General features: G+C 69.3%; 21 protein-coding genes and 1 pseudogene. 12 read left to right on the top strand and 10 right to left on the bottom strand.

All coding sequences use genetic code 11. The features are described from left to right. Positions 1 to 60: 60 nt before the first annotated feature. The 3 genes from HHL28_RS07895 to HHL28_RS07885 all read right to left on the bottom strand — a co-directional run bounded on the left by HHL28_RS07895 (position 61) and on the right by HHL28_RS07885 (position 2,685). Positions 61 to 918 carry a 23S rRNA (adenine(2030)-N(6))-methyltransferase RlmJ gene (locus tag HHL28_RS07895; RefSeq protein ID WP_075768931.1) on the bottom strand — a complete coding sequence of 286 codons (858 nt, stop codon included), beginning with the start codon at positions 916 to 918 and terminating at the stop codon, positions 61 to 63. Between the two features lie 26 nt (positions 919 to 944). Then, positions 945 to 1,859, bottom strand: coding sequence for a DMT family transporter (locus tag HHL28_RS07890; protein ID WP_169654953.1), 915 nt, complete (start codon positions 1,857 to 1,859; stop codon positions 945 to 947). Between the two features lie 160 nt (positions 1,860 to 2,019). Further along, positions 2,020 to 2,685 (bottom strand): transglycosylase SLT domain-containing protein, encoded by a 666-nt coding sequence (locus HHL28_RS07885; protein ID WP_075768933.1) that lies wholly within the window; start codon positions 2,683 to 2,685, stop codon positions 2,020 to 2,022. 314 nt (positions 2,686 to 2,999) lie between these two features. On the opposite strand from HHL28_RS07885, the gene HHL28_RS07880 reads away from it, so the two are divergent. Beyond that, the gene (locus HHL28_RS07880; protein WP_075768934.1) at positions 3,000 to 3,245 is read left to right on the top strand and encodes a YdcH family protein; all 246 of its coding nucleotides are present in this window, start codon (positions 3,000 to 3,002) and stop codon (positions 3,243 to 3,245) included. A gap of 101 nt (positions 3,246 to 3,346) precedes the next feature. Beyond that, positions 3,347 to 4,705 (top strand): tetratricopeptide repeat protein, encoded by a 1,359-nt coding sequence (locus HHL28_RS07875; RefSeq protein WP_083698767.1) that lies wholly within the window; start codon positions 3,347 to 3,349, stop codon positions 4,703 to 4,705. A gap of 40 nt (positions 4,706 to 4,745) precedes the next feature. Here the strand turns inward: HHL28_RS07875 and HHL28_RS07870 are convergent, their stop codons facing one another. The 4 genes and pseudogenes from HHL28_RS07870 to HHL28_RS07855 form a co-directional block, all read right to left on the bottom strand. Beyond that, positions 4,746 to 5,459, bottom strand: a complete 714-nt coding sequence (locus HHL28_RS07870) for an LrgB family protein (RefSeq protein ID WP_075768935.1) — start codon at positions 5,457 to 5,459, stop codon at positions 4,746 to 4,748. A gap of 94 nt (positions 5,460 to 5,553) precedes the next feature. After that, positions 5,554 to 5,808: pseudogene (locus HHL28_RS07865) on the bottom strand (CidA/LrgA family protein); the annotation flags it as partial. A 41-nt stretch (positions 5,809 to 5,849) separates the two neighbouring features. Then, complete coding sequence (locus HHL28_RS07860; RefSeq protein WP_075768937.1) at positions 5,850 to 7,397, bottom strand: alkaline phosphatase D family protein; 1,548 nt, start codon at positions 7,395 to 7,397, stop codon at positions 5,850 to 5,852. Between the two features lie 45 nt (positions 7,398 to 7,442). Continuing rightward, complete coding sequence (locus HHL28_RS07855; RefSeq protein ID WP_075768938.1) at positions 7,443 to 7,676, bottom strand: anti-sigma factor family protein; 234 nt, start codon at positions 7,674 to 7,676, stop codon at positions 7,443 to 7,445. A 233-nt stretch (positions 7,677 to 7,909) separates the two neighbouring features. On the opposite strand from HHL28_RS07855, the gene HHL28_RS07850 reads away from it, so the two are divergent. After that, positions 7,910 to 8,704 carry an SDR family oxidoreductase gene (locus HHL28_RS07850; RefSeq protein ID WP_404326774.1) on the top strand — a complete coding sequence of 265 codons (795 nt, stop codon included), beginning with the start codon at positions 7,910 to 7,912 and terminating at the stop codon, positions 8,702 to 8,704. Between the two features lie 259 nt (positions 8,705 to 8,963). Here the strand turns inward: HHL28_RS07850 and HHL28_RS07845 are convergent, their stop codons facing one another. Continuing rightward, complete coding sequence (locus HHL28_RS07845) at positions 8,964 to 9,437, bottom strand: sigma-70 family RNA polymerase sigma factor (RefSeq protein ID WP_075768940.1); 474 nt, start codon at positions 9,435 to 9,437, stop codon at positions 8,964 to 8,966. Between the two features lie 756 nt (positions 9,438 to 10,193). Between HHL28_RS07845 and HHL28_RS07840 the strand changes: the two genes are divergently transcribed. After that, a complete protein-coding gene (locus tag HHL28_RS07840) occupies positions 10,194 to 12,668 on the top strand; it encodes a glycogen/starch/alpha-glucan phosphorylase (protein ID WP_075768941.1) in 2,475 nt (824 codons plus the stop codon). A 122-nt stretch (positions 12,669 to 12,790) separates the two neighbouring features. Here HHL28_RS07840 and HHL28_RS07835 read toward each other — a convergent pair whose 3' ends face one another. Next, positions 12,791 to 13,897: an energy transducer TonB gene (locus HHL28_RS07835; RefSeq protein ID WP_169654949.1), complete on the bottom strand. Its 1,107-nt coding sequence runs from the start codon at positions 13,895 to 13,897 to the stop codon at positions 12,791 to 12,793. Between the two features lie 452 nt (positions 13,898 to 14,349). Between HHL28_RS07835 and HHL28_RS07830 the strand changes: the two genes are divergently transcribed. The 3 genes from HHL28_RS07830 (at position 14,350) to HHL28_RS07820 (ending at position 18,272) form a co-directional block, all read left to right on the top strand. Further along, the gene (locus HHL28_RS07830) at positions 14,350 to 16,083 is read left to right on the top strand and encodes a DEAD/DEAH box helicase (protein ID WP_075768943.1); all 1,734 of its coding nucleotides are present in this window, start codon (positions 14,350 to 14,352) and stop codon (positions 16,081 to 16,083) included. An 84-nt stretch (positions 16,084 to 16,167) separates the two neighbouring features. Beyond that, a complete protein-coding gene (locus HHL28_RS07825; RefSeq protein ID WP_075768944.1) occupies positions 16,168 to 17,781 on the top strand; it encodes a peptide chain release factor 3 in 1,614 nt (537 codons plus the stop codon). Beyond that, a complete protein-coding gene (locus HHL28_RS07820) occupies positions 17,781 to 18,272 on the top strand; it encodes a gamma-glutamylcyclotransferase family protein (protein WP_075768945.1) in 492 nt (163 codons plus the stop codon). The genes HHL28_RS07825 and HHL28_RS07820 overlap by 1 nt, the downstream gene beginning before the upstream one ends. Here HHL28_RS07820 and HHL28_RS07815 read toward each other — a convergent pair. Next, positions 18,258 to 19,199, bottom strand: coding sequence for a transglutaminase family protein (locus tag HHL28_RS07815; RefSeq protein WP_083698769.1), 942 nt, complete (start codon positions 19,197 to 19,199; stop codon positions 18,258 to 18,260). The two genes, HHL28_RS07820 and HHL28_RS07815, sit on opposite strands and share 15 nt — an antisense overlap. Before the next feature lie 355 nt (positions 19,200 to 19,554). Here HHL28_RS07815 and HHL28_RS07810 point away from each other — a divergent pair, with 355 nt between their 5' ends. The 5 genes from HHL28_RS07810 to HHL28_RS07790 are packed head-to-tail and all read left to right on the top strand — an operon-like array spanning position 19,555 to position 23,206. Beyond that, the gene (locus tag HHL28_RS07810) at positions 19,555 to 20,076 is read left to right on the top strand and encodes a flagellar basal body-associated FliL family protein (protein ID WP_075768946.1); all 522 of its coding nucleotides are present in this window, start codon (positions 19,555 to 19,557) and stop codon (positions 20,074 to 20,076) included. A gap of 15 nt (positions 20,077 to 20,091) precedes the next feature. Continuing rightward, positions 20,092 to 21,168, top strand: a complete 1,077-nt coding sequence (gene fliM / locus HHL28_RS07805) for a flagellar motor switch protein FliM (RefSeq protein ID WP_075768947.1) — start codon at positions 20,092 to 20,094, stop codon at positions 21,166 to 21,168. After that, positions 21,165 to 21,668 (top strand): DUF6468 domain-containing protein, encoded by a 504-nt coding sequence (locus HHL28_RS07800; protein ID WP_075768948.1) that lies wholly within the window; start codon positions 21,165 to 21,167, stop codon positions 21,666 to 21,668. The genes fliM and HHL28_RS07800 overlap by 4 nt, the downstream gene beginning before the upstream one ends. 23 nt (positions 21,669 to 21,691) lie before the next feature. Next, entirely contained in the window at positions 21,692 to 22,492 is an 801-nt protein-coding gene (locus tag HHL28_RS07795; protein WP_404326770.1) for a MotE family protein, read from the top strand. 57 nt (positions 22,493 to 22,549) lie between these two features. Continuing rightward, on the top strand, positions 22,550 to 23,206 hold the full coding sequence (locus tag HHL28_RS07790) for a protein phosphatase CheZ (protein ID WP_075768949.1): 657 nt from the start codon (positions 22,550 to 22,552) through the stop codon (positions 23,204 to 23,206). Positions 23,207 to 23,211: the final 5 nt, after the last annotated feature.

Raw genomic sequence — 23,211 nt, 5'->3', positions numbered from 1 at the left:
ACCTCACGGCTTCTTCGACAATGAAATCTTCGCCCCCGCAGGTACGCCTGCGGGGGTTTTTCATGCCGCCTCGGGCACGATCCAATCCACCCGCCCGCCGCCTTGCCTGCCGCCGAGCAGCCGGTGCAAGGCGGGCAGCAGCTCCGCCAGCGTGGCGTCCAACTGCCAGGGCGGGTTCACCAGGATCAGGCCAGAACCGTTCAGCCGGTCGCTGCGGTCATCCTCTGACCAGGTCAGTTCTGCCGCCAGCACCTTGGGGATCCCGAGGTCCTCCATCTGCTGGTGCAGCCTCCAGACGCTGGCGCGGTCCTTGATGGGATACCAGGCCAGCACCTGGCCCGTGGCCCAGCGCCGGTGCACCAGGGCCAGGGCGGCGGCAAGGCGGCCATACTCGTCCGTGGCCTCGAAAGGCGGGTCGATGACGACCAGGCCGCGCTTTTCCTTGGGTGGCAGATGGGCCTTCAGGGCCAGCCAGCCGTCCATGTGGTGGACCGCGGCGCGCTTTTCCCCCTGCAAGGCGCGGCGCAGGGTCTGGGCATCGTCGGGGTGCAGCTCGGCCAGCACCAGCCGGTCCTGTTCCCGCAGGAAATGGCGGGCCAGCAGGGGGGAGCCGGGATAGTGGCGCAGGGGTACCTTACCCTCCGCAAGGCCGGGATTCAGCGCGCGCACGGCTTCCAGGTAGGGGGCGAGCGCCACGGGCAGGTCGGGGAGGGCCAGCAGGCGGCGGATGCCGGCCTCCGCCTCCCGCGTCTTCTGCGCCTCCGTGGCGTCCAGGTCGTAGCCGCCGATGCCGGCATGGGTGTCCAGCACGCAGAAAGGGGCGGGCTTCGCGGTCAGCTTCTGCAGCAGCAGGCAGAGCACCGCGTGCTTCACCACGTCCGCCGGGTTCCCGGCATGGTAGGCGTGTCGGTAGTTCATCCTTGGCCGTCACGAATTGCTGCGAGTCATGAGCCCTTGGCGGCCGGCGTCGTCTCCCGCGGGCGGGGGACGCCGAGCTTCACCTCACGCAGAGTGATGTACACCCCGCTGCCCACCACCACCAGCGCGCCGAGGATCACCAGGCTGTCCGGCAGCTCACCCCAGATCAGGTAGCCATAGCCGGTGGCCCAGACCATGGCCGTGTAGTCGAAGGGCGCCACCACCGCCACCGGGGCGCCGCGGTAGGCGCGGGTCAGCAGAACCTGCGCGACACCGCCGACCAGGCCGATGGTCACCAGGGTCACAAGGTCTGGCAGGTCCGGCAGGACGAAGTGGAAGGGCAGGGCAAGGCCGCTGGCCACCACCCCGGTGACCATGAAGTAGAAGACGATGGTGGTGCTGGGCTCCGACGTGGACAGGCGCCGGATGGAGATCATGGCCAGGGCGGCCAGGATGGCGGAGGTGACGCCCAGCAGGCTACCCAGGGCCCGGGCATCGCCCTGCATCAACCCGGTGAGCAGGCTCGAGTCGGGGCGGAGCATCAACAGCACACCCAGGAAGCCCACGACCAGCGCCACCGTGCGCCGCCAGCGCACCCGCTCCCCCAGCAGCAGCACGCCCAGCAGTGTCGTCCAGAGCGGCGCGGTGAAGGAGAAGGCCGCCGCCTGGGCCAGGGGCAGCAGGGTGATGGCCGTGAAACCGCAGGTCATGGCGCTGACGCCGGCGGCGCAACGCCAGGCATGGCCCCAGGGCCGTTCGGTCTTCAGCGACTTCCAGCCGCCGGCCCTCCAGATCATGGGCCAGAGCACCACCAGGGCGAACAGTGAGCGGAAGAAGACGATCTGGCTGACCGGGTAGGTATCCCCGAGCGACTTGATCATCGCGTTCATGGTGGCGAACAGGGCCACCGCGCAGACCATGCTGGCGATGGCCGCAGCCACGGAACCGGGGGCACCGGCGGTCGCCGGGGTTGCTGTCATCGGACTTGCCGGGGCAACGGGGAGGGCGGCACAGACTTGGCCCATTCCACCCGGTGCCGCCACCGCCCATGCGGAATGGCAGGGTTACCGTTCGCCGACGAAACTGTTGCCCGGGTGGGGATCAGCCCACCGGGACCTGGGCTTCTTGGAAGGTGCGGCGGGTCTTGGGGGAGACGGCGGCCGGGTCGTCGCTGGGGCAGCGCTTGCCGTCGATCAGGGCGGCGGAGTCGCCGGCACCCAGGCCGACGAGGCGGCTACGCACCTTGCACTGGTAGGCCATGGCGGTCTTGCCGGTGCCGCCATTGTAGCGGGCCACGGCGGCGCCCCAGCTTCCCGTCTCCGTCCGGAGGCGGAGCAGGTACTTGGCGGCGTAGCGCACATTCTCGGCCGGGTTCACGATCCGCTCGACCGGGGTGAACGCCTTCTTGTGGTGGCTGACCGAAAGCTGCATGCAGCCGGCGAAGACGTTGCTCCGCAGGTTGCCCTTGGCGTCACGCAGGTGCTTGGCGGCGTCCAGCTCCGTCTTCGCCATGACGGCGCGGCCCTTCACGTTCAGGGCGTAGGCGACGGGGGTGCCGGAGGCGCCCGTCTCCACCAGGGAGACGGCGAGAAGCATGCCGCGGGGGATCTTGTAGTCCTTCTCCGCCTGGACGATCTCCTCCAGGCAGGTGCCGGCGCGGGCCGGGGCGGCAGCGAGGAGGAGCAGGCTGAAGAGCAGGAGCAGGGCCAGGGCGAGGCGGGAATCCGGCTGGGGACGGGCGGCGGCGCGGGCGCGCTTGTGCTTCATGTCGTCCCTCCGTTCGATCCGTGGCCCGGGGGACATCCCACCGGTCCGTTCCGCCCGCGTGGCTGCGGGCCGCTCCTGACAGGCCGCCGATACGCTGTTCGACGACCGCTCCCTGACATTGTCACCGGCACCATGCGCCGGCCGCATAGCAATCACAAAGTTTCCGCATCCCGTCAACCCGGAATCGCACATAAGGGGTGGACTAGCCCATCCGTACGGGGCGGCCCGACATGTTGACCTGTGTCAATGAGCCAACCTTTGCGCGGGAGGATGCTTTCTCCAACGCCCAATCCGGGCAGATAAGGGAGAGAGACGTGAGCCTCCAGAAACATGACTTGGTGCATGAGTTCCCGGAACACCGGGAGCGCATCCATGCCCTGAAGCTCAACGACAACCACTTCGCCCGGCTTTTCGCCGAGTACCATGAGACCGACCATGCGGTTCACCGCATCGAGAGCGGGGCGGAGGCCGCCACCGACGAGCGCCTGGAAGCCCTGAAGGTCGCGCGGCTGCGCCTGAAGGACCAGCTCTATGCCATGATCAAGGCGGACGCCGCCTGAACTTTGGCACGAGGCCCCCGGATTGACCGGAACGCGGCCGAAGCGCATATCCCCGACCCGGTGCCCCACGGCACCGGGTCTCGCTTTTCTCGCGGAGGGGTATGGTGCCAGTCGTCGGCGTGCCGGTGGGTGAGGGGGTGGAGGCGGCCCTGGCCGCGGCGCAGGAGGCGCTGTACCGGGACGACAGGACGGCGGCCCTGGCCCACGCCCGCGCGGCGCTTGACCTGGACGCCGGCGTCGGTGAGGCGCACGCCCTGCTGGCGGAGTTGCTGGCCGACCAAGCCGACGGGACGGCGGTGGCCCATGCCCGGGCTGCGGTGGCGGCCGAGCCTGGGCGCCTGGAATGGCAGCGGCTGCTCGCTGAGGCGTTGGCCAGCGACGGGCAGGTGGCGGAGGCGCGGGCCGTGGCCGCGGCGGCCCTCGACCGGCGTCCTGACGATGCCGCCCTGCATCGGCTGCTGGCGCGGCTGCTGCTGGCGGTGGGGGAGCGGGACGGCGCCCTGTCCCACGCGCGGGAAGCGCGCTTCCTGGCCCCGCGGGACCTGTCAGGCCTTGCTTCCCTGGGCCATGTCTGGCGGGAGGCGGGGGAACCGTTGCTGGCGGCGGAGGTGCTGGAGCCCGCCCTGCGCCAGGCCCACCCCATGGACCCGGCCCGGGCCGCCGCGGGCGTCGCCCTCGCCCGAGCCTGGATCGAGCTGGCGGAACCGCGGAAGGCCCGGGACGTGCTGGAGGCCGCGCTGGAAGCCGATCCGGCGGATACGGCCGGCGCGAAGGTGCTCCTTGACGGGATCGACGGAAGCGGTGGCGAACTGACCCCGGCTTTCGTGCGCGCCCTGTTCGACCAGTATGCCGACCGGTTCGACCAGCATCTGGTGGGCAAGCTGGGCTATGGCGTGCCGGGGAAGCTGCGGGAGGCGCTGGGGCGGTTGGGCCTTGTCGATGGGGCCGGGCTTAGGGTGTTGGACGCGGGCTGCGGAACCGGGTTGATGGGGGTGGAGGCGAGGGGCTTGGCCGGCACGCTCGCCGGGTTCGACCTGTCGCCCCGCATGGTGGAAAAGGCCCGCGCCCGCGGCATCTATGACCGGCTGTGGGTGGGGGAACTGGTGGAGGCTTTCCGGGCGGAACCGGGGGCTTGGGACCTGCTGCTGGCAGCCGACGTGCTGGTCTATCTCGGCGACCTGGACCCGGTGATGCGGGCGGCAGCCGCGGCGCTGGTGCCGGGTGGGCGCTTCGCCTTCAGCGTGGAACGGGCGGCGGACGGGTTCGTGCTGCAGGAGTCGCGCCGCTACGCCCATTCGGAGGCGCATGTGCGGGCGGCCGCCGAGGCGGCGGGGTTGGAGGTGGAAATGCTGGAGCCGCTGGTGCCGCGCCTTGACCGGGGCAAGCCGCTGGACGGGTTGCTGGTGGTGCTGCGCCGTAGGTCGGCGCCGAGCTCAGCGAGGCCCGACATAAGCGGATAAAGAGTCTTGCTGTCGGGCTTCCGCTCCGCTCCAGCCCGACCTACAGGAGCCTCACGAACACGGGCACCAGCAGGGCGGTCAGGAAGCCGTTCAGGGCCATGGCGATGCCGGCGAAGGTGCCGGCCAGCTTGTCGATCTGGAAGGCGGCGGCCGTGCCGATGCCATGGCTGGCGGTACCCAGCGCCGTGCCCTGCGCCTGCGGGTCGGTGATGCGGAGCAGGCGCAGGACCGTGGGGCCCAGCACGGCGCCCAGGATGCCGGTGCAGATCACCAGGGCCGCGGTCAGGGAAGGGATGCCGCCGATCTGCTCGGCGATGCCCATGGCGATGGGGGAGGTGACCGACTTGGGCGCCAAGGAGGCGACCGTCACCGGGTCGGCGCCCAGGGCCAGGGCGATGCCCACCGCGGACAGGATGGAGGTCGCCGCCCCGGCCAGCAAAGCCGCGGCCAGGGGAAGGGCAGCCTTGCGGAGCTGGGACCGGTAGCGCCAGAGGGGCACGGCCAGGGCCACCGTGGCGGGACCCAGCAGGAAATGCACGAACTGGGCCCCCTCGAAATAGGTGCGGTAGGGCGTGCCCGTGGCGACCAGCACGCCGATCAGCAGGGCCATGGCCACCGCCACCGGGTTCACCAGGGCGAGGCGGCCGGACTTCTCGAACGCCCAGGCCCCGGCCAGGTAGGCCAGCAGCGTTGCTGTCAGCCAGAGCAGGGGGCTTGCGGCCAGGTAGACCCAGAGGCGCTCCAACTCCGTCATGGGGCATCCCCCGGGGCGGCCTGGACAGCAGGCGGAAGACCAGGCCCGTGACCGCCACCGTCAGGACTGTGCTGAACAGCAGGGCCCCGGCGATGGCCAGCCACTCCCGCCCGATCAGCCCGGCATGCAGCATCACCCCCACCCCGGCGGGGACGAACAGCAGGGACAGGTTGGACAACAGGCCGTCCGCCGCCCTTTCCAGGCTTTCCCCCGGACCGCCGCGCCAAGCCAGCAGGCCCACCAGGAACAAGGCGCCCAGCACCGGGCCGGGCAGGGGAAGGCCGAGGCCGCGGGCGGCCAGCTCCCCCGCGAGCTGGGCCAGCAGGATGGTGGCGATGGCGTGGACCATGGGACCCCCGGGATTGGGGTGGGCTCAAGGGGTGAACGCGGTCAGAGGCCGGGGATGCTCAGCCTCAGGGGTGTCGGCCCGCTCTCCGCGTGCCATTCCGCCTCGATGCCGCCGTCGTTGGTGGCGGTCAGGGACAGCCAGTTGCGGGTGCCCAGCAGCTTGCGGCCGGTCTCGGGGAAGCCCGGCATCTCCAGGGTCAGCCCGTCGAACAGTGTCTCCGTCCGGCGGGCGGCGCGCTCCAGCATGTCCAGGGGGAGGCCGGTGGGGGCGGGGTGGACGATGCCGGAGCTGACGAGTTGCCAAAGCTCCAGGTCCAGGCCGCGGATCACGCCCACGGTGCCCAGGTGCACCTCCCCGGACAGGACGGTGATGCGGCAGCGGCTTTCCCGCATGAAGCCGGCCAGCAGGCGCAGCACCCGCTCCCATTCTTCCCGGTGGGTGGGGCTGCGCCATTGGTCGCGCAGGTCGTCCTCCATGGCCTGGCGGCCCGGGATCCAGTTCAGCAGGCGCTCCACCAGGCTGAAGCTGGGGAAGATCATGGGCACGCTGGACATCAGCAACAGGTGCCGGCAGCCGCGGAACCGCTCCAGCCAGCCGGGCAGGGCGTCCAGCGACCGGCTGGACATGACCCGGGTGGGCCGCCGCTCACTTCGCAGGTCCAGGGCCAGGATGCCCACGCCATTGACGACCAGGCCCTGGGTGAAACTGGGGGGCTCATCCGCCAACAGGGTCTCCGCCGGGTCGTCCTCCGGCATGCCGATCTGGAACAGGCGGAAGGCGCGGCGGGCGGCGGCGTAGATGGCGCGGTAGAGGGGGCTGTCCAGCACCGGCTCGGGGTGGGAGCCCCAGCCGTCCAGGATGTCGTGGTCGTCCCACATGCGCAGGCCCGGGACGCTGGCCAGCACGGCCGCCGTCTCCGGCTGGGTCCAGGCGTGGCGGTAGACCTCCAGGAACCAGCGGTCCAGCGAGGCGTCAAGCCCCGGCGGGGCGTCCAGCGCGGCGCGGCGGGAGAGGGACAGGAGTGCTGCATCCGCCAGTTCCGGCACGCCCTCCCACAGCCCGTCGGCATAGACCTGGTCACCGCCCGCCAGCAGCAGGTGGTAGGGGCTGGCCCGGTGGCGGCCCAGCAGGTGGCCCCAGCGGGCGTTGCGGGATAGGCCGGCGGCGGCGATCTGGCTTTCATCCTCGCAGCCGCCACAGGCCGTATAGGCGATGCGGGGTGGGATGGCGGTGCCGGGCACGTCCAGGTACCAGCGCCGCTCATCCCCGTCGAAGCCATAGGCGCTGCGGCTGTCCTGCAGCCCCCGCGGCACGGCGAAGTCCCAACGCCAGAGGCGCAGGGGGCCCTTGCCCTTCAGGACCGGGCCGTAATCATGCAGGAAGCGGGGCGGCACCGGCAGGCCGACGCCTTCCACCCGCAAGTCCGGCGGCTCCCGCTCCCCCGCCAGCAAGGCGGTGGCGGACAGGCGCCAGCGCGGCAGCACCACGCCGCCCGCCTGGGCGCCCCGCGCATGCAGCAGGGGCCCGATGACGATGTCGGGCCCCGCCCGGCGCCTGCCGACGCCGCGGATCTTCAGGTCACGTCTCATGGCGGGGACTGTAGCGGGTAATGCCCGGCGGGGGCACCCCGACACTCAGCTCGGCTTGGAAGGGCGGGCGCGCAGCAGGCTCAGCATGCTGTCGGGCACCGGCTCATCCAGGACCTTGTCATAGAGGCGGTGCAGCTCATCCACCTGTTGGCGGTAGCGGCCCATCAGGGCCTGCGCCTCCGGGTCATGTTCCAGCGCCCGCTCAACCTCCTGGCGCTCGTCATCTCCGAGCGCCCCGTCGAGGTAGGCGTTGATGTCGTTCATGGTCAGCCGCTTCATCAACATCGTCCGGAACACCCATCCACCCGTGGCGCGACAGCCGCTCAGCGTGCAATCCCCCCGGGCCATCCGTCAACATCACCGTCAGGCGGTTGTTCCCGGAACGTGGGTACCCCGACCTGTTGTCACCGGGAGACGGATACACGCCACATACGGGGGAAGCCATGGCATCGGACGGGAAGCAGGGGCAGCCGCCGCAGCACCAGGAGACACAGCCGGGACGGGAAGACCAGATGGACCCGAAGCCCGTGGTGATCCGTGAGGACTACCGGGGCAGCGGCAAGCTGGAGGGCAAGGTGGCCCTGGTCACCGGCGGGGACAGCGGCATCGGCCGGGCCGTGGCCGTGCACTTCGCCCGCGAGGGGGCCGACGTCTGCATCGGCTACCTGGACGAGGATCAGGACGCGGAGGAGACCCGCCGCATGGTGGAGGCGGAGGGCCGGCGCTGCCAGACCTTCCGCGGCGACATCGGCTATGAGGAGCGCTGCCGGGAGCTGGTGGCCATGGTCATCGACAAGTTCGGCAGGCTGGACATCCTGGTGAACAACGCCGCCGAGCAGCACCCCCAGGACAGCCTGGAGAAGATCAGCGCGGAGCAGCTGGAGCGCACCTTCCGCACCAACATCTTCGCCCAGTTCTACCTGACCAAGGCCGCCCTGCCGCACCTGAAGAAGGACGCGGCCATCATCAACACCACCTCCATCACCGCCTACCGCGGCAACCCGCAGCTGATCGACTATTCCTCCACCAAGGGTGCGATCGTGGCCTTCACCCGCTCCCTCGCGTCTGCCCTGGCGGAGAAGGGCATCCGGGTGAACGGAGTGGCGCCCGGGCCCATCTGGACCCCACTGATCCCTTCCACCTTCAGCGCCGAGAAGACGGCCAAGTTCGGAACCAACGAGCCGCTGGGCCGCGCCGGCCAGCCGGCGGACGTGGCCCCGGCCTTCGTCTTCCTGGCCAGCGCGGACGCAGCCTACATGACCGGCCAGGTGCTGCACCCGAACGGGGGCGAGGTGGTGAACGGGTAGGGTGGTGCGAGGGAAGGAGGGTCACCCGGCCTTGAGCCGGGGACCTTGGGAAAGCGGACGTGCCAAGGGGCGGCAGCAGGGTCGAGGATCGCCACCAACCATCACTTTCGAATTCGAAAGTGGGCTTCCGGTGCCCTGCATGCACCGATCCCGAGGACCCCGGGTCAAGCCCGGGGTGACCTCAAGCGCTTTGCGCACAACGGCAAAAAGGGCCGGCGAGGATTTCCCCGCCGGCCCCTTGCACAAAACTCCGGGATGTTTACGCCGCCATCATGTTGTTCAGGCGCTCACGGGCGCGGCAGAGGCGGGAGCGGATGGTGCCGATGGAGACGTTCAGGCGCTCCGCGGCTTCCTGGTAGGGGCGGCCCTCGATGGCGACCAGCTTTACCACCTTGCGCTGGCAGGGGGTCAGGGACTTGAAGGCGCGGTCCACGTCACGGCACAGCAGGCGAGACATCTGGGTCGCCTCCACCGAGGCGGCGTGGTCCCACAGCTCCACCTTGGTCATGTGCTTGTCGCGCTGCAGGTTGTTGAAGTGCAGGTTCTTCAGCATCGTGGTCAGCCAGGCCTGCATGTTGGTGCCCGGCTCGAAGCGGTGGGAGCGGGAAAGCGCCCGTGCGATGCAGTCCTGGGTCAGGTCCTCCGCCGCCGCGGCGTCCCGGGTCAGCTTGCAGGCGTAACGGTGCAGGGCGGGGATGCAGCCGATCAGCTCGTCGGTGAAGGAGTAGGCCATCGGTGTGGGCTCCATGTCTCGCTTGACGCTCTGTCTGGTGGGGGGAAGGGGCACGCGGCGGACGCGCGCCGGCCCTGTCGCGGGAAGCGGGTCCCCGCGTTGGTCGCTCGTTGGTTTTCGGTGGCTGTAAGCCCTGTGGTCAGGACCTGTTGGTGGATCCCGATGGCGCCTGGGCCCGGCTTGGCATGGGGTGCCTCACCTGCCCGGTTCCTCCCGTGTCGGCCCTCATTGTTGCCTCCCGGTCACTGCGGAACACGCATTCGGGACCATGTCGGTCTCGGAAGTGATACGGCTTGCTTGCCGTTGCCTCAGTAACGTGGGGTCTTGGGTGTTGTTCCGCTGCCGCACGAAGAATCGATACTAAGGCGTTGAAGAAAAAAACGTTCTTAGAAGCTCTGCGATAAGGGGGCAGAACCCTTCGCCGGGGCGTCTCCCGATCGGGTTAAGCGGCTGAGACAAAGAACGATGCGCCAGCAACGGTTGCCGGAACGGCAGCCGGGCGGCATGCCGGCCTTCGGGCACGCTGTTGCCACCGGGCATAGGCTGGACTGCCGGCCCCTGAACGAAAAGGTGTTGCCAAAGGCGGAGTCGCGGTGCCGAATATCGGGCAAGCCCCTGGAAGGGCCGCTCGGTAGACCGAGTTTTAACGAAGTCACGGTCCAAGTAAGGGCCGGGCCGACCCGCACCTTGGATCACGGCGCCTGTTGCCGGGGTCGGGGGCAGGTCGCGGAACCGTCACGGAAAGACACGTCGTTCATGGACGCTCGACTCAACACGCGCGAGATCGGTCGCAAGGCGCTGGACGTGGAGGCGCTGAAGCGCTCCTTCGTCGAATGGCTCATCTATTCGGTCGGCAAGGACACGCGCGCCGCCACGCGGCGCGACTGGTTCACCACGGCGGCCCTGGCGGTCCGCGACCGGGTGGTGGACCGGTGGATGGACACGACCCGCGGCGTCTATACCCAGGACGCCAAGCGCGTCTATTACTTCAGCATGGAATTCCTGATCGGCCGGCTGCTGACCAACAACCTGGCCAATCTGGGCCTGGTGGAGGCCTGCCGCGAGGCGCTGGACGGGCTGGGCGTGCGGCTGGAGGACGTGGTCGACGTGGAGCCGGACCCGGCGCTGGGCAATGGCGGCCTGGGGCGGCTGGCGGCCTGCTTCCTGGACAGCCTGGCGACGCAGAACCTGCCGGGCTATGGCTATGGCATCCGCTATGAGTACGGCCTGTTCGAGCAGCGCTTCGAGCATGGCTGGCAGGTGGAATACCCCGACAACTGGCTGCGCTTCGGCAACCCATGGGAATTCGCCCGGCCGGAGGTGCTGTACCCCGTCCAGTTCTATGGCCGGGTGGAGGAGGTGCGGGACGGCGCCGGCCGCAAGTCGTACCGCTGGGTGGACACGGACAAGGTCCATGCCATGGCCTTCGACACCCCCGTGGTGGGCTATGGCGGGGAGACGATCAATACCCTGCGCCTCTGGTCCGCGCGGGCGACCAGCGACTTCCATTTCGGCCACTTCAATGAGGGCGACTACCTGAAGGCCGTGGAAAGCAAGGTCCTGTCCGAGAACCTGTCGCGGGTGCTGTACCCGAACGACGCGACGGACACCGGCAAGGAGCTGCGCTTCAAGCAGGAGTACTTCTTCACCAGCGCCAGCATCCAGGACATCCTGCGGCGCTACATGCAGCACCACAGCACCTTCGACGCGCTGCCGGAAAAGGCGGCTATCCAGCTGAACGATACCCACCCCACCATCGGCATCGCCGAGCTGATGCGTATCCTGATCGACCAGCACGGGCTGGAGTGGGACAAGGCCTGGGACATCACCAGCCGCACCTTCAGCTACACCAATCACACGCTGCTGCCGGAGGCCCTGGAGGCCTGGCCGGTGCGTCTGGTGGAGCGGGTGCTGCCCCGGCACATGCAGATCATCTATGAGATCAACGCCCACTTCCTGACCCGCATCAAGCGGAACAGCGACCTGCCGCGCATCCAGCGCCTGTCGCTGATCGACGAGCATGGCGACCGCCGGGTGCGCATGGGCAACCTGGCCTTCCTGGGCAGCCACAAGGTCAACGGCGTGTCGGCCCTGCACACGGACCTGATGAAGCAGACCGTGTTCGCCGACTTCCACCAGGAATTCCCGGACCGCATCAACAACAAGACCAACGGCATCACCCCCCGCCGCTGGTTGCACCAGGCCAACCCGGCCCTGTCCAAGCTGATCTCCAGCCGGATCGGCAATGGCTGGGTCAAGGACCTGTCCCAGCTCACCGCCCTGGCGCCCAAGGTGGATGACGAGGTGTTCCGGGAGGAGTTCCGGCGCGCTAAGCGGCACAACAAGAAGCGCCTGGCCGCCTATGTCGCCCGTCATGTCCAGGTGGACGTGAACGTGGACAGCCTGTTCGACGTGCAGGTGAAGCGCATCCATGAGTACAAGCGCCAGCTGCTGAACCTGTTGCAGACGGTGGCGCTGTACAACGACATCCGGGACAACCCGACCAAGGACTTCGTCCCGGTCACCAAGATCTTCGCCGGCAAGGCGGCGCCCGCCTACCACCAGGCCAAGCTGATCATCAAGCTGGCCAACGACATCGCCAACGTGGTCAACCAGGACCCGGTGGTGCGCGGGCAGCTCAAGGTGGTCTACCTGCCCAACTACAATGTCAGCCAAGCCGAGGTGATCATGCCGGCGGCCGACCTGTCGGAACAGATCTCCACCGCCGGCATGGAGGCGTCGGGCACCGGCAACATGAAGCTGGCCCTGAACGGCGCCCTGACCATCGGCACGCTGGACGGGGCCAACGTGGAAATCCGCGAGCATGTGGGCGAGGACAACATCTTCATCTTCGGCATGACCGCGGCCGAGGTGCAGGAGCTGAAGCAGGGCGGCGGCTTCAACCCGCGCGAGGTGATCGCCAACAACCCGCGCCTGAAGCGGGCGCTGGACATGATCTCCTCCGGCGTCTTCTCCCCCGACGACCCGCAGCGGTTCCGGCCCATCGTGGAAAGCCTGTACAACAGCGACCACTTCCTGGTGACCGCCGATTTCGAGGACTACTGCAACGTCCATGCGGAGGCGGTGGAGTTGTACCGCGACACGGAGGAATGGACCCGCAAGGCCATCCTGAACACGGCCAACATGGGCTGGTTCTCCTCTGACCGGACCATCCTGGAATACGCCCGGGACATCTGGGACATCCAGCCGGTCCTCGCCGCGGCGGAATAGCCCCGCCGAACGGAAAAGGCCCCTTCCGATCGCGGGGATCGGAAGGGGCCCTGTCTTGCCGGTCTGCCGTGTCCAGCGCACGTGCAGACCGTGTAACCGGAAGCGGCCGGGGTTGGTTCCCGTCACTTCTTGATTCGGGTGCCCAGCTCCGGCTCGTCGTTCTCGATGGAATAGCTGAAGCTTTCCACCATCCCCGTGGTCGCCACCGGCCGGCCATCCTGGTACCGGGGCTGGTAGCGCCAACGCTCCACCGCATTGGCGGCCAGCGCGGCGAATTGCGGGTTCCCGCTGGACTCCACGACCTTGACGTTGGCCGTCCGGCCGTCGCCGCTGATGTCGAAGGAAACGACGGCGTGCCCGCGGAGCTGGGAGCTGTTGGACCGGGGCACCTCCGGGGCCCGACCCGCCAAGGGGACAGGCCGACCCGGCGGGTAGGGCAGGTCGCGGGTGGCGTTGATCACCGCGTCCAGGGCGGCGTCGTCCCCCCGCATGTCATGGATGAAGGCCAGCAGCCCATAGGTCCGGCGCAGCAGCCCCGCGGCTTCACCCGCCTTCCGGGCCAGCAGCAGGTCGCGGATGCGGGTCAGCTTCGGCTCCGCCGTGGAATAGCGACGACCCTCCACATCCAGCTTGGCGTGTTGCAGGTCAACCAGCAGCCGCGCCGGATGGTCGGGCGCCAGGGCAGCCACCACCTCCGACGCCCGGTCCAGGTAGCGGCGGCCATCGACAGCCCCCTTGACCTGCTTTACGTCGTCCGCGGCTTGGAGAAGGGCGCTGATATATTGCAGCGAATCCGTGCCGAAATGCTTGGCGTTCAGGTTCACGACCTTGTCGTGGGTCAGCTGGGCGTCGGCGAACTCCCCCACCCGGTACTGGGCCCGCAGGATCTCCTCCTGGAACTGGATCGTCTCCACCACGCCCTCGCCCGCCCGGGCCTCCAGCGCCCGCAGGACGTAACGGGCAGCCACCAGCCGCTTCTTCGCGTCGCCAGACTCCTCGACCATGCCCAGGTAGTTCAGCAGGAGCTGGGCATGGTTCGCCGGCTTGTAAGTCGGGCTCGCCGTGTAAAGTTCGGCGGCCTTCCGGGCCAGCTCCTCCGCCTCTTCCAGCTTGCCGGCGTCCAGGGCCGCGGCCGACTGTTTGTTGGCTTCCTGCCAGGTCATGGCAAGGGACGGCCCAGCGGCAATCAGCGCGAGAAGCGACGCCACAGCCATCAGGCGGGTTTTCATGAAGCGCATACCCCATCCGATTTCGTCGACGGGATGATAGCCGGAGCGGTTGCGGGGGCAAGGCTTCAGACACCCGCCGCATAGGAACGCATAGCCGGGGGAGGGATGCTGGCCGCCCTGCGTTCCACGCCGTGCCGCCATGTGCGCAAAGTCCTGGCATCGGTGGGGTGCCCGCCCATATAAGGCCCTGTACCGAGTGGCTGAGGGGCCTCCGGCGCTGAAACGGCTTTCGCCAGCGCGCCTGCATACCGCCCCGTCCAAATGTGTCGGGTCGTATATGCGCGTGATGCCCCAGGGCATCGCCGCCCTTCGCTCTCCGAACAATCCAGGCCGCTCACGCGCAACCGCGGGACCCCGTGATGAGACGGGTCCGCACCCTTGCGCGCCGTCGGCCGGCAGCCCTGATGGGGTTGCCGGGGCGGTGTGCTTGTGTCCTGAAAGGTAGTCTGAGCGTGACCGTTACCGTTTCCTTCGCCGACCTCGCCCTCCCGCAGCCGCTGCTGCAGGCCGTGGAAGAGCTTGGCTTCACCACCCCCACCCCGATCCAGGCCCAGGCCATCCCGGCCGCCCTGGAAGGCCGCGACGTCGTCGCGTCCGCCAACACCGGCACCGGCAAGACGGCCGCCTTCGTGCTGCCGTCCCTGGCCCGCATCGCCTCCGTGCCCCGCGCCGAGGGGAGCTGGGGCCCGCGCGTCCTGGTGCTGACCCCCACCCGTGAGCTGGCCAGCCAGGTGCTGGACAATGTCCGGTCCCTGTCCAAGTACCACCGGGTGCAGACCGGCACGGTGCTGGGCGGCATGCCCTATCGCCAGCAGATCGAGATGCTGCGCCGCCGGGCCGACCTGGTGGTCGCCACCCCCGGCCGCCTGATCGACCATCTGGAGAACGGCAAGGTCGACCTGTCCGCCGTGGAGGTCCTGGTCCTGGACGAGGCCGACCGCATGCTGGACATGGGCTTCCGCGAGGCGGTGGAGCACATCGCCGCGGCATGCCCGGCGGAGCGGCAGACCCTGCTGTTCACCGCCACCCTGGACCGCACCGCCGAGCGTCTGGCCGCCACCCTGACCAAGGATGCCGTCCGCGTGGACGTGGCCGGCAAGACCGTGGTCACCGCCCAGGTGGAGCAGCGCTGGCTGCGCGCCGACGGGCTTGACCACAAGCACCAGCTGCTGGAGGCGCTGCTGAGGGACGAGTCCTTCCAGAAGGGCATCGTCTTCATCGCCACCAAGGCTGATGCCGACAGCGTGGCGGACAAGCTGTCCGAGGCCGGCCACCTGGCCATGCCGCTGCACGGCGACATGCAGCAGCGGGAGCGCAACCGCGTGGTCCAGTGGCTGCGTGACGGCCGCATCCGCGTGGTGGTGGCCACCGACGTGGCCGCCCGGGGCATCGACATCTCCGACATCAGCCACGTCATCAACTTCGACCTGCCGCGCGTGGCGGAGGACTATGTCCACCGCATCGGCCGCACGGGCCGCGCCGGCGCCACCGGCATCTCGTGCAGCCTGTACACCCGGTCCGACCGCAACCTGGTGCGGGCAATCGAGCAGTACACCGGCATGCCCATGGTGCAGCACACCATCCCCGGCCTGGAGCCGCAGCCCGAGCAGGATCGCCGCGGCTTCGGCGGCAAGCCCTTCAACAAGGGCGGCCGCGGTGGCTTCGGGGGTGGCGGCTACGGTGGCAAGAGCTTCGGCCAGGGCGGCCGGAACTTCGGCGACCGCAAGCCCTATGGCGAGCGCCGTTCCTTCGGCGACCGGCCGCAGGGTGGCGAGGGCTTCCAGGGTGACCGTCCGCAGGGCGGCCCCCAGGGTGGCGAGGGCTTCCAGGGTGAGCGGCGGTCCTTCAACGACCGGCCGCGCTTCCAGGAGGGCGGCTTCCAGGGTGAGCGCAAGCCGTACGGCGAGCGCAAGCCCTTCGGCGGGCCGCGCCAGGACCGGTTCCAGGACCGCGCCCCGGCCAATGAGCAGGGCGGCGAGGGGCGTCCCCAGCGCCCCTGGTCCCCGGACTCCAGCCCGCAAGCCCACCACAAGGCTGCCAAGGACCACGGCCATCCTGGTCCCCGGGGCAACCGGACGGACTTCCGCTCCGGCCCGCGGTCCGAGAAGCCCTGGCACGGTGAGCGCGCCACCGGCACCGCCGGCGGCGGCAAGCCGCTCCGCCGCGGCAAGCCCGGCGGGTTCTGATATCTTGACGTGACTGCGACGGGCGGGCCTTCACAAGGGGCCCGCCCGAACCTATTCAGTGATGCCCTCCATTCGGTGACCGCCATGCCCGCCAACCTGCTGGAAGAAGTCGAGAAGCGCCGGACCTTCGCGATTATCGCGCACCCGGACGCCGGCAAGACCACCCTGACGGAGAAGCTGCTGCTGTTCGGCGGCGCCATCCAGATGGCGGGTGCCGTGAAGGCGCGCGGGGAGCAGCGGCGCGCCCGGTCGGACTGGATGAAGGTGGAGCGGGAGCGCGGCATCTCCGTCACCGCCTCCGTCATGAACTTCGACTATGCGGACCGGACCTTCAACCTGGTGGACACGCCGGGCCACGAGGACTTTTCCGAGGACACCTACCGGACGCTCACCGCCGTGGACAGCGCGGTCATGGTGATCGACGCCGCCAAGGGCATTGAGGCGCAGACCCGCAAGCTGTTCGAGGTCTGCCGCATGCGGGACGTGCCCATCGCCACCTTCGTCAACAAGATGGACCGGGAGGCGCGGGACCCGTTCGAGCTGATGGACGAGATCGAGCGCGACCTGCAGCTCGAGGTGACGCCGGCGAGCTGGCCCATCGGTTCCGGCCAGGATTTCCGCGGCTGTTACGACCTGATCCGCGACCGGCTGATCCTGATGGATCGCCGCGCCGGCGACGTGGCGTCCGAAGGCATCGAGTGCCAGGGCATCGACGACCCGAAGATCGACGAGCTGCTGCCCGCCCACCAGGCGGAGAAGCTGCGTGAGGACGTGGCCATGGTGCGGGAGCTGTGCCCGCCCTTCAACCTGGAGACCTATCGGGAGGGCCACCAGACCCCGGTCTTCTTCGGCAGCGCCATCAACAATTTCGGCGTGCGGGAACTGCTGCTGGGCCTTGCCGAGTATGCCCCGCCGCCCCGGCCGCAGAAGGCCGACGGGCGCTCGGTGAACCCGGATGAGGGCAAGGTCACCGGCTTCGTCTTCAAGGTCCAGGCCAACATGGACCCCAACCACCGCGACCGCATCGCCTTCTTCCGGCTGTGCTCCGGCCAGTTCCGCCGCGGCATCAAGCTGAAGCACATGCGCAGCGGCAAGGTGCTGTCGGTGAACAATGCCGTGCTGTTCCTGGCCCGCGACCGGGAGCTGGCGGAGGACGCCTTCCCCGGCGACATCATCGGCATCCCCAACCACGGCACCCTGCGCATCGGCGACACGCTGACGGAGGGGGAGGAGCTGCGCTACACCGGCGTGCCCAGCTTCGCGCCGGAGCTGTTGCAGCGCGTCCGCCTGGACGACCCTATGAAGGTGAAGCACCTGCGCAAAGCGCTGGATCACTTCGCCGAGGAAGGCGCCAGCCAGGTGTTCAAGCCGATCATCGGTGCCGACTGGATCGTCGGTGTCGTCGGGCCCCTGCAGTTCGAGGTGCTGGCCGCCCGCATCGAGGCGGAGTACGGCATGACCGCCCGGTTTGAGACCTGCGGCTATGACGCCGCCCGCTGGGTGGAGTGCGAAGACCCCATCCGCCTGAAGGCGTTCATCGACAGCCGGCGTGCCGACATGGCGGAGGATCATGACGGCGCCCTGGTCTACCTGGCCCGCAATGGCTGGCAACTGAACCGGGCACAGGAGGACTTTCCCGAGATCCGGTTCCTGAAGACCCGGGAGCAGAACAAGGCGGTCACCACCCAGGCCGCCTGATGCTGCTGTTCGCCTACGGCACCCTGCTGGACCCCGACGTCCGGTCCATCGTGCTCGGCCGGCCCAGCCCCGACGGGGAGGGCCGGCCGGCGCTGCTGCGCGGCTATCGCCGGGTGGCGGTGGTGGGGGAGGCGTTCCCGGCCCTGGCGGAGGACCCGGCGGGTACGGTGGCGGGACGGCTGTTCCCTTTGCGGAACGACTTCGAGCGGCAACGGGTGCAGTTCTTCGAGGGGTATGCCCAGACGCTTGTCGAGTCGGTGGTGGAATGTTCCGTTGCCGGTCCGGTGCCTGCCTTCGCTTGCCTTGGCTCCGCGGGCTTGGTCCTGGGCGGTGAGGGGTGGGATTTCGCGTCCTGGGTCGAGGCGCACAAGCCGACCTATCTGTCCGCCACAGCCGCCTGGATGGCGGCCTGGGAGACGGGGCTGGTGGAACGGGCGCTGGACAACTGGGCGGCGCACGGGCGTGGGCTGGCGCAATCAGCCGCCTTGTAACTGCTCTACATCCACGCTGACCGTCAGCGTGTGGCTGCCGCCGCCGACGATCACGCCGCGCAAGGGGCAGACATCGTCATAGTCCCGGCCCCAGGCCAGGGTCAGGTGGTCGGTGTCGCCCAGCTTGCCATTGGTGGGGTCCAGATCCAGCCATTCCACCGCGTCCCCGCACCAGGCCTGTACCCAGGCATGGCTGGCGTCGGCGCCCACCAGACGGGGGCGGCCCGGCGGCGGGATGGTGCGCAGATAGCCGCTGACATAGCGGGCCGGCAGGCCCAGCGACCGCAGGGCCCCGATCATCAGGTGCGCGAAGTCCTGGCAGACGCCGGAGCGGCGGGCCAGCACCTCGGCCACCGGTGTGCTCACCGTGGTGGCGGTGGCGTCGAAGGTGAAGCCGTCCCGGATGCGCCGCATCAGGTCCATGGCGCCGGCGGCCACGGGCCGTCCGGGCGGGAAGCTGGGGGTGGCGAAGGCGGCCAAGGCCGGGTCGGGGGCGGGGACCCGCGGGCTGGCCAGGGTGAACTCCACCAATGCCGGGTCCGCGGGGGCGGCGGCGCGGACCTGCTCCCACGCCGGGGTGGCGAAGGGGTCCAGGGGTGGGGGTGGGCTGACCTCCACCTCCATCTCCGCCATGACGGAGAGGGTGCGGTGCGGCTCCTGGATGCCGGCCACGGTGGTGGGGTTGCCGAACCAGTCCCGCCGGTCCACGGCGAAGGCCGGCCGCGGCTCGATCTCCAGCCGCAGGACCTTGGCGTCCTGCCTCGGGTGGGGGCGGGGGGCCAGGTGCGCCACCAGGTGGGATGACAGCACCATGTCGCCATAGCTGTACCGGGTCAGGTGCCAGCAGCGGTAACGGACCGGTCCCGCCGGACCAGGGTCGGGCAGCAGGTCTTCAGCGGGCTGGATCAGGCGGGCGGACGGGGGCAACAGCGGACTGCCGATTCTGGGTGCCCGAAGACCCCGGGCGCGTCATGGTCGGGATGCTACAGGTAATTGGGGCGGCGGGCCATGCCGTCATGGGGATTTTTGACAGTCCCGCGACAGGCGGCACGGGGCCCGGACACCGTGTCCCAAGTCCCTTGGCCCTTGTCTTGCATCAGCTTTTCCGCCCCGGCGGCGGGCGCCGGGTGTGTCCGGGCCGCACGGGGCAGGGGACAAGGGCGGGGTGCAGGCGGAAACTGTTGAAAGCGCTTGTTAACCGTCCCATGATTAGGTGTTACCGCGGACGTGTAAGAAATTTGGGGCGACTCCGCGGGATTTCGGGGAACGGGGCACACATCCGATGACGGCGTTGGACACCGACGGCGGCACTACAGAACAGGAATTGCCCCGCAAGAAGTTCGCGGGAAAGAAGATCGTCCTGTTCATCGTCCTGCCCATCCTGTTCGTGGTGGGTGGCGGCGCGGCCCTGTTCTTCACCGGCATCCTGGACAGCCTGCTGGGCAAGCATGAGGAACATGCGGAGGAGCATGCCGCCCCGCCGCCGGACTATACCGGCCCCCCGGTCTTCAGGGACCTGCCTGACATCCTGGTCAACCTGAACACGGGCGACCGCCGCTCCACCCTGCTGAAGCTGGGGATCACGCTGGAGCTTTCCCGGCCGGAGGACCAGGCCCAGTTGGACACGCTGATGCCCCGCATCAACGACAGCTTCCAGGTCTACCTGCGGGAGCTGCGGGTGGAGGACCTCCGCGGCTCCGCCGGCCTGCACCGGCTGCGGGAGGAGCTGCTGATGCGCGTGAACATGGCCGCCGCACCGCTGAAGGTGAAGGACGTGCTGATCAAAGAATTCCTGGTCCAGTGAGGCGGGGGCGCTGACATGGCCGGACCGGAAGAGCTGAGCGAAGAAGAACGGATGGCCGCCGAATGGGCGGCCCTGGCCGACGAAGGGGCGGGCGGCGACGGATTCGACCTGGGCGGCGGCGGGGCGACCCGCGTCCTGAACCAGGACGAGATCGACAGCCTGTTGGGCTTCGACAAGGACGGCGCCGGCGATGGCGACAACACCGGCGTCATGGCGCTGGTGAACTCCGCCCTCGTCAACTATGAGCGCCTGCCCATGCTGGAGGTGGTCTTCGACCGCCTCGTCCGCATGATGTCCACCAGCTTGCGCAACTTCACCAGCGACAACGTCGAGGTGTCGCTCGACCAGATCAGCTCCGTGCGTTTCGGGGACTACCTGAACTCCATCCCGCTGCCGGCCATGCTGGCCGTGTTCAAGGCGGAGGAGTGGGACAATTACGGCCTGATGGTCATCGACAGCGCGCTGATCTACTCCATCGTGGACGTGCTGCTGGGCGGCCGCCGCGGCACGGCGGCCATGCGCATCGAGGGCCGGCCCTACACCACCATCGAGCGCAACCTGGTGGAGCGCATGGTGCACGTGGTCCTGTCGGACCTGTCCGCCGCCTTCGACCCGCTGTCGCCGGTGACCTTCCGCTTCGACCGGCTGGAGACCAACCCACGCTTCGCCACCATCGCCCGGCAGGCCAACGCCGCCGTGCTGGTGAAGCTGCGCATCGACATGGAAGACCGCGGCGGCCGGCTGGAGCTGCTGATCCCCTACGCCACGCTGGAGCCGGTGCGCGAGCTGCTGCTGCAGATGTTCATGGGCGAGAAGTTCGGCCGTGACAGCATCTGGGAAACGCACCTGGCGTCGGAGCTGTGGCAGACGGACGTGCACCTGTCGGCCGTGCTGGACGAGATCGTCCTTCCCCTCAACGAGGTGTTGGCCTGGCGGGTGGGTAGCCGGGTGCTGCTGAACGTGGCACCGGACGAGACCATCGAGCTGCGCTGCGGCGACGTGCCCATGTTCCTGGGCCGCATGGGCCGCAAGGGCGGCAACATCGCCGTGCGCATCGACCGCGAGGCCCCGAAGCCGGAGCAGGCGCCATGATCCCGGGTTTCGTTTCCCTGCTGCTGGATTTGGCCGTCATCGGCCTGCTGGTGGCGACCATCGTCTACGCGGTCCGGCTGAACAAGCAACTTGCCGCCGTGAAGGACAGCCGGGTCGAGCTTGAGGAGCTGGTGCGCGGCTTCGCCGAGGCCACGGCCCAGGCCGACGGCAGCGTCAAGGCCATGCGCAAGGCTGCGCAGGAATCGGGGGAGGCCCTGTCCTCCATGATCACCCGTGGCCGGGCGTTGAAGGAGGATTTGGACCAGATCGTCCAAGCGGCCGACAGCCTGGCCAACCGGCTGGAAGCCGCGTCCGGCAAGGCGCGGCAGGCGGTGGTGCCCAACCCGGCCCCCGCCGCGGCCCCCGGCCGCCCCGCAGCCCCGACCCCCGCCCAGCCCCGTCCCGCCGCAGCCCCCGCCGCCACCGGCGCCCCTGCTTCGGAGCCCCGCTCCAAGGCGGAGAAGGAGCTGTTGCAGGCCCTTGAGAACCTGCGCCAATGACCCCGGCCAAGCCCAGGGCCCCGGTGGCCAGACCCACGAAGCCCAAGGCCGCGGCGCAGAAGCCGGCCAAGGCGAAACGCGGCCTGCCCAGGCTGCGGCTGCTGCCCCTCACCATCTTCGTCGCCGTGCTGATGCTGGGGGCGAAGGTGACGGACCTCTGGTACTCGGTCACGGCCGGTGCCGCCCTGCCCAGCCCGTCTGCCGTGGCGGAAGGCGGGGCGGTGCAGAGCCTGCCGCTCGACCGTCCGGCCGCCCCGGTGGAGGGCGCCCCCACCCAGGTGGCGGAGAGCAAGCCCGCCGAGCACGCAGCGCCCCCTGCGCCCGCGACCCCGCCGGCCCCGGCCGCCCAGGCACCCGCCCCAGCGGCGCCAGCGGGCGGCAGCCAGCCCTCCGCCGCCGGGCAGACCTTCTCCCCCACGGAACTGGAGTTGCTCCAGCGCCTGCAGGAACGGCGTGAGCAGCTGGATCAGCGGGGGCGCGAGCTGGACCAGCGGGAGGCCATGCTTGCCGCGGCGGAACAGCGCTTCGACCAGAAGATCGCCGAGTTGCAGAAGCTGCGGGGCGAGATCCAGGGCCTGTTGCGCCAAGTGAGCGAGGAGCAGGCCACCCAGCTGGACAGCCTGGTGAAGATCTATGAGGCCATGAAGCCGGCCGACGCGGCGAAGATCTTCAACGACCTGGACAACACGGTGCTGCTGAACGTGATCAGCCGCATGAAGGAAGGCAAGACGGCCCCCATCCTGGCCGCCATGGAATCCAAGCGGGCCCAGCAGGTGACGATCCTGCTGGCCGAACGGAAGAAGCTGCCGGCGGTGCCCGAATGACCCGCCGGACCCGCCAGCCCCAAGCCACCATCCCCCCTAGCGTTGCCCAGGTGTGACATGCTGCGTGCCGCCGCCGACCCCATCCTCCAGGACCGCCTGGACACTGCCCGCGCCCAGGCGCGCCAGCCCCTGTCGCGTGAGGAGGTGGCGGAGATCGTCAGCTCGGTGGTCGCCTCCATGGGGGGGGAGATCACGCAGCACGACCTGAAGCTCTATGCTGAGCTGGAGGCGCTGGCGCGCTACATCAACAACGCCAAGAAGGAGATCGCGGCGATCCAGCCGACGGACATCCACCAGGAGCACATCCCCCGCGCCACGGACGAGCTGGACGCGGTGGTGGGCGCCACGGAGGACGCCACCAACCGGATCATGGACGGCTGCGACCAGATGATGAGCCTGTCCGGCGACGTGCCGCCGGCGGTGGCCGCGAAGATGATGGACATCACCACCAACATCTACGAGGCCTGCAACTTCCAGGACATTACCGGCCAACGCATCACCAAGGTGGTCAAGGCCCTGAAGCATATCGAGCAGAAGGTGGAGCACCTGCTGGTGGCCCTGGGCGAGGAGGTGCAGCGCCGCCACCCGCATGCCCCCGCCACCCAGGACAGCACGGGCATGAGCCCGGAGGACGCGGACAAGCTGCTGCTGCACGGGCCGCAATTGCCCGGCGCCGCCGTGGACCAGTCCTTCATCGACAGCCTGTTCGACTGAGGAGG

Source organism: Aerophototrophica crusticola (assembly GCF_012913305.1).
Taxonomy (GTDB): Bacteria; Pseudomonadota; Alphaproteobacteria; order Azospirillales; family Azospirillaceae; genus Niveispirillum; species Niveispirillum crusticola.
This window is presented reverse-complemented; position numbering and strand designations above follow the sequence as displayed.